The sequence below is a fragment of the Photobacterium makurazakiensis genome (assembly GCF_050336715.1).
Taxonomy (GTDB): domain Bacteria; phylum Pseudomonadota; class Gammaproteobacteria; order Enterobacterales; family Vibrionaceae; genus Photobacterium; species Photobacterium makurazakiensis.
On the sequence record NZ_JAKJSJ010000112.1, the window covers coordinates 1 to 7,276 of the forward strand.

Here is a 7,276-nt window from a genome sequence, read left to right on the forward strand (position 1 = left end):
GAAGCCAGTGACGCCTTGGCTGCCTTTGGGATCGATGTTGGCAACACCAACGACGCGCCGACGATTTCAGGTACGCCTGCAACGAGTGTGAATGAAGACAGTGCGTATACCTTTACGCCAAGTGTCAATGATGTTGATGAGGACGATAGCCACAGCTTCAGCATCACCGGCAAGCCGTCGTGGGCAGGCTTTGATACTGCCACAGGTACTTTGAGCGGCACGCCGACCAATGATGACGTTGGGCAATATAGCGATATCGTCATCACCGTTAAAGACAGCGCGGAAGCCAGTGACGCCTTAGTGGCCTTCGGGATCAGTGTTGGCAACACCAACGATGCGCCAGAGATCTCGGGTACGCCTGCAACGAGTGTGAATGAAGACAGTGCGTATACCTTTACGCCAAGTGTCAATGATGTCGATGAGGACGATAGCCACAGCTTCAGCATCACTGGCAAGCCGTCGTGGGCAGGCTTTGATACTGCTACAGGTACTTTGAGCGGTACACCGACTAACGACGATGTTGGTACTACCTCGAACATCGTGATCAAGGTAAGTGATAGTACTGAAACTGTCAGCTTGGCCGCATTTAACCTCGAAGTGGTTAACGTCAATGATGCGCCTACATCGGTAGATGATGTGGCGACTACGTTAGAAGATCAGCCCGTCCAAATCGATATTCTAAGTAATGATTATGATATCGACCAGAATCTGGTGGTATCGAGTGTTAATTTAGAAACAATGCCAGCTAATGGTACCGCTCAGTTTGATTCAGGTACTGGGAAAGTGACCTATCAGCCAGAACCTGACTTCCATGGTAGTGATAGCTTTACCTATAAGGTGAAAGACAGTGATTTAAGCGAATCTGAGCTGGCAACTGTTATCGTAACAGTCACTGCTGTTAATGATGTGCCGGTTGCTGCAGCGTTTAACGAAAAAACGGAAGAAGATAACCCTATAGTCTTGGCTGTACGTATTGAAGCAACAGATCCCGAAGATGGTACGCCAGAAGGGAATATTGAAATAGTCGATCACCCTAAATACGGTGTTGCGACCATTGTAGACGGTGCCAATATCCGCTATCTGCCAAATGAAGACTATTTCGGCCAAGATGTATTGACCTACCGTATTCTTGACGGGATGGGGCTAGCATCAGAAGCCGCTGAAATTAAAGTGTTAGTTGGTGCAATTAATGACCGTCCGATAGCACTCGATGATGCTGTAACAACGTTGGAAGATGAGACTGTTGATATAACTATATTGGCTAATGACAGTGATATTGAAGATGGCGCAGCTGTAGGCGAATATACTGCGCCGCAAATTACGATTATTAATCAATCTTCACTGGAAAAAGGTGTTGCATCGGTCTTATCTGATGGGAAGCTACGATACGTGCCGAATGACAATTCATTTGGTACAGAGCTAATCTCTTACTCAATTACAGATAGTGAAGGTTATGAATCATTAGCGGCAACGGTCACTGTAACCGTAATCCCTGTTAATGACCCTCCTGTAGCAATTGACAACCAAGCTGAGCTTATTGAAGAAGGTACGATAGAGATCAATGTGCTTGGCAATGATTATGATGTTGATGAAGGTGATCAGTTAGATCTCACCTCTGTTGAAATTGTGTCGGTACCTGAAGGTGGTTCAATTACCATTACCTCAACCGGAGCAATTCGTTATCGAGCAATCGAGAATTACTTTGGTGATGATCTATTCAGCTATCAAGTCAAAGATGGCAATGGTGCAGTTTCTAATATCGCTTTAGTTAACCTAACCGTTACACCCGTGAATGATATTCCGATTGTTGAAGACGACATTATTACGAAGACTTATTCTGAGCAAAATCAGTTTGAATTAGATGTATTGAGTAATGATACCGATGTTGATGGTGATGATCTTACCATTACTGCTGCAGAAGCGAGTGTCGGTACTGTTACTATCTCTGACAATAAACTTACTTATAAAGCGCCGGCTGGCTTTATCGGTAATGTCGAAATCAGTTATCTGGTCAGTGATGATAATAGTGAGTGGGTTAGAGCGACTGTAACCTTGACCATTGAAGGGGACATTGAACTTGGTACGCCGATCATAACTCCACCGAATGATGTTGAGCTAAATGCGACAGCGTTATTTACTAAAGCAGACCTTGGGGTTGCAACGGCAACAGATACTTCTGGTAAGCCACTTGGTGTCGAATTGGTTGATAATCAGTTGTTTTTCCCTCCAGGGAACAGCATTGTTTACTGGCGTACTGTTGATGAGCAAGGTAATGCCGCAGAGGCTAGCCAACGAGTGACTGTTCATCCGTTGATTTCGATAGAAAAAGATGCGGTTACCGCTGAGCCTGAACCTAGCAGCCAAGTCAGCCACCAAGTTTCTATTTATCTCAATGGTGAGTCTCCTACCTATCCGGTAGTGATCCCATATACCGTGTCTGGCACTACCGATAGCGAAGACCATAACCTAGTTGCTGGTGATGTGGTTATCGAAGAGGGAGTTGAAGGCACGATAATGTTTGATGTATTCGGTGATGATCTCAGTGAAGGTGATGAAACGCTTATTATTACCCTCGAATCAATTACTCATGAGTCAATTACCCATGAATCAAGCCTGAATCTTGGTAGTAAGTCGGTATATCAACTGTTGGTGAAAGAAGACARCATCTCACCAGAGCTAACGGTATCGGTGAAACAAGCATCTGAAAGTCGCCTGTTTATTACTAATACGGATGAATTGGTGACCCTAGAAGCATTGGTTACAGACGCGAATGTACAAGATAACCACCAATATTTATGGCATACCGCTGAGCCATTAATTGATAACTTGAGTACATTAAATTCGGCGTATATTTTCTCGCCGGTGAATCTTTCACCCGGGCATTACCTCATTAATCTGACTGTGACTGATGATGCTTCAGTACCCGCTTCTGTCACTAAAGATATCTATATTGAAGTTGTATCACAGTTAGCTTCACTGGGCAGTGAAGATAGTGATGGTGACTTAATACCGGATAGTGAAGAAGGTTTTGCAGACAGTGACGAAGATGGTATTCCAGATTATATGGATGCAATCAGTGAGTGTAACGTTCTTCAAGAGCAAGCTCTCGATTCTGATGGTTATTTAATAGAAGGTGACCCAGGTGTTTGTTTACGTAAAGGGGTAACCGTTGCCGCTAATGCATCTGGAGGAACTCAGCTATTTGACGATGAAGTCGAGCAGCAATTGGGGAGTGACTCGGAAGCAACTAACATAGGTGGGTTATTTGATTTTATTGCCTATGGTCTACCGACCCCGGGGCAAACTTATCAAGTCGTGTTCCCTCAACGACTACCTATACCAGCAAACGCAATTTATCGTAAATACTCAGAACAGAAGGGGTGGTTTGATTTTACTATTGATAGCAATAACTACCTATCATCAGCAGCTGGCGAAGCTGGTTATTGCCCACCACCAGGTAGTGAACTTTGGATTATTGGATTAAATGAAGGTGACTGGTGTGTTCAGTTAACGATAGAAGATGGTGGGCCTAACGATGATGATGGCACCGTAAACGGTAGCATTATGGATCCAGGTGGCGTCAGTGTAAAAGCAAGTGACAATACACTGCCAGTGGCAGAGTCAGACACAGTAACGGTTGGTATTAATTCATCAATCACGATCAACGCATTAGCGAACGACAGCGATGCGGATGGTGATGCGATAAATATCACCAGCGTATCGGAGAGTTTCGGACAGACAGAGATCGTCAATAACCAGCTGTACTATACGGCTGAAACCGACTTCCTTGGCGAGGCTGTAATAAATTACGGCATAACCGATAGTCAAGGTGGTACTGCCGCAACAACGGTTACGGTAACTGTTGTGAATAGCCAAGCCCCGGTTGCTGTCGATGATGATGTTCGAGTTGTGACCCGTAACTCAATTGAAATTGACGTGCTGGCGAATGACTACGACCCTGATAATGAGGCTCTTCAAGTGTTATCAGCTGAAGCGGAAAATGGCACTGTAGTGATAAATAGTGACCAAACCATAAGCTATCAATCTAATGAGGCGTTCGAAGGAATAGATACGATTACATATCAGATCAGCGACTCACAGGGGTTAGTTGATGTTGGCCAAGTAAACGTGAATGTTAGTAATGTGAGTTCAACTTACGTCAGCAACTCAGGCGGAGGCAGCTTAGGGGTATTTGGAATGATAGGGTTAGTTATTATTAGCCTTTATAGATTGGTGCAGTCGTATCGTATTACCACTGCGAGATTCATTGCGGTGTTATTGCTATTACCGAGTTCATATTTACAGGCTGACTGGTTTATTGAAGCTGATATTGGACAGAGTAAAGCGCGGGATGATCTCGATACGACTCAAGCTCAAATTATCGATAAGGATGATCATGACTTCTCTTGGGCATTTGGGGTAGGTTATTCGGTGATGCCTGATTGGGACTTCACACTAAGGTATATCGATCAAGGGAAGGGAAGTGCAACGTTGGCCAGCAGTATAGATGCCTCTGATAAACATCAATCGTTGTCTGCAATTACTCCGGTTTTAGTGAATGGGGTCGGGCTAGATACTCGCTATACATTTTTGCGTTACCAGAATATAGCTGTTGCGGGCATGGTAGGTGCAATGTATTGGGAGTCGGATATCGATAGCTTATATCAAGGCGATCTAATAACTCACAGCAAAGATGGTATCGATCCATACCTTGGTGTGGAAGTTAATTATTCTTTTACAGAGCAATGGCAGGTTGGACTCGCTGTAAACCGATATTTTATTGACGTGAATGATGTGGATATATTCAGCTTAAAGTTGAGATATAGCTTCCGCCATCGTTCAACGGAAGAATAGCGGAAGAAAATCTATTGTTTATTGAACGGGGTCTCGATAGAGAACATCGAGACCCCGCTGTCTTAACAAATCAGCGAGAGCGCGTATTTGGTCGTTGCTGCAAACATCCCAATCTAATGCTTCTCCCGTCACGCCATGATGCTGAAATGCATTGAGTCTGATGGTTGTTCGCTTCGGTAGTGTCTGTAAAAATCGGCTAACCTCGCCAATTTCAGAGGTATAGTCTGTTATATTCGGAATATAAAGTAAGCGAACTTCCTCAAGCTTATCTTGCTGTGCAAGCCACTCGATAGACTGAATCACACGGTGGTGGCTACGGCCTGTTATCCACCGATGTGTTTCTTCTTGCCATGCTTTTAGATCGATCATCGCGCCATCAAGTACAGGCAATAGCTTCTCCCAGCCGACAAGGCTCAAGCTACCATTGCTATCGACCATGCAGCTTAAATACTTGAGTTCTTCATCCTGCTTGATTGCGGTAAATAAGGCGACGATAAAAGGTAGCTGTAGCGTTGCTTCGCCGCCACTGACTGTAATTCCGGAAAGAAACAGATGCTGCTTTCGGATAAGTTCAATCATGCTATCAACCGACATTTCGTTCGTTTTAGGACTTGCTTGGCGTGGGCAAACAGCGAGGCAATGATCGCAATGGGTACAGAGGCTCGCTTGCCAGTTCACTTTTCCTTCAACTAGCGACAATGCACCTGACGGGCAGGGGGTAACACAGTCACCGCAATGATCACAATGACCAATGGTATGAGGGTTATGACAGTTTTTGCACTGATAGTTACACCCCTGCAGGAAGATAACGAGCCTGTTGCCAGGCCCGTCCACGCAAGAGAAGTTCAGAATTTTACTGACTGTCGCTGTAGCGTGGTGATTGCTCATTGCTGACAACTCTTGGCTTGCGATTAAGGATACCAGTATTGGAAGCGGCTTCTGTGCCCAAACCTGTTGTGTTAGTACGCGAGCCACACTCTTTAAATTTGGCGATGTCAGACAGTTTCACCATGTAGCCCGTTACGCGAACTAGATCGTTGGAATGCACGTTGGCCGTGAATTCACGAAAGCCTATGGCTAACGCACCTTTACACAACTGGTACATAGCTTCAGGGTTCGATTTTACGGTCTCATCAATGGTCAGAATATCGCTGATCCCTGACGGATAGTATTGATGATGTTCAGCCAGAGCTTGAATATGTGTAACAGGGTCTGGTTCAGTACCGTAAGGAATACGCACGCCTGGTGTAACATCAATATCGAGGCTGATCCCGCCTTGAGCATGAAGTAAAGCTCGACCATTGTAGCCATAACGAACAGGTGTAGAGGTGACGATGTCACTTAATGTTTGCGAGATACGATAGCCCAGTTCATTGGCAAGTTCATCATGACCATACTGGCCCGCAACATCATCTGTTGTTAGAAGTGTGTTTACTGCTTCTGCCATGCCGTAAATACCAAACATAGGTGCAAAACGGTTCTCATCGATTAAGCCTTCGCGGACTAAAAAGCTGTTAAAAAAGCCAGATTCTTTATGCAAGAAAGCAGAACGCGCATTGATGAGTTCGAACATCGTATCGCAATAGCGTGGCAGTACTGTATCAAAAAAATGTCGAGACGAATCAGCTAGCAGCGCAACTTCTTTTAAGTTCATTCGTACTAGCGTATTGGCGCCACCAGCTAAAGGTAGTGAGTTATAACAGCTGACAATACCAAAACCTTGAGCATCAAAAGTATCGGCATGAACAGGGTAGTTGGCGATATGTGGTTTACTGCATTCACAAATGTTGCTGCTGGCAATACGTAATAGGTCATCGGGTGTTTGTGCTGGGTCGTACATAAACGTTAGGTTAGGAGCGACCTGCTTTAGCTCTGCATCTACGCGAAGGATTGTGCGGCAGACAATATTGTCTGTTGGGCCAATATTCACGTGCATAAAAGCGTCGGGCAGAGTGCGATCAAGCATTATCCAAAATAAACGAAGCTTACGATACAGTGTATCTTCATCCACACCCGTTACAAATGGCAGTAGTACTTCATCAAGCTGACCGAGGTAAACAGGAATATTGGTAACAGAAGGAACATGGTGGTAAAGAATAGTTAGTTGATTTAAAGCTTCGTCGAGATCAGTCGCGGGTGATAGCTCTAGATATTCAGAGCCTTGCTGTAAATACTTAGCGTAATTGGGTAGTACATAACGTGGTTTAAATGGTGCGTTTCCCTCAAACATGTCACAGATAATATTGGCATCCATAGCCGCTTTTACTTTATCGGATACTGCAACGTACGGGATCTGGGCATCAGCCTCTAAAGCAAGATATTGTGATTTTTGTTTCGGGGAAAGCGTTGGATCACAGGCGATTTGTTGGAATTTGTTTTCTGTCATCATAACCATTAACCATGTAATTAATATGGTTTATAA

At 44.6% G+C, this 7,276-nt stretch carries 3 protein-coding genes; 1 reads left to right on the forward strand and 2 read right to left on the reverse strand.

Features of this window, described 5'->3' with window-relative positions; translation table 11 throughout:
- Window positions 1-4,854 (forward strand): Ig-like domain-containing protein (locus tag L4D09_RS28175; protein WP_428460858.1); only part of this gene is annotated, 4,854 nt, incomplete at its 5' end.
- Between the two features lie 18 nt (window positions 4,855-4,872).
- On the opposite strand, the gene L4D09_RS28180 is transcribed toward L4D09_RS28175, so the two are convergent.
- Both L4D09_RS28180 and L4D09_RS28185 read right to left on the reverse strand, forming a co-directional pair.
- The gene (locus L4D09_RS28180) at window positions 4,873-5,742 is read right to left on the reverse strand and encodes a YjjW family glycine radical enzyme activase (protein ID WP_428460859.1); all 870 of its coding nucleotides are present in this window, start codon (window positions 5,740-5,742) and stop codon (window positions 4,873-4,875) included.
- Window positions 5,708-7,243, reverse strand: a complete 1,536-nt coding sequence (locus L4D09_RS28185; RefSeq protein WP_428460860.1) for a YjjI family glycine radical enzyme — start codon at window positions 7,241-7,243, stop codon at window positions 5,708-5,710. Before L4D09_RS28185 ends, L4D09_RS28180 begins: the two co-directional genes overlap by 35 nt.
- Window positions 7,244-7,276: the final 33 nt, after the last annotated feature.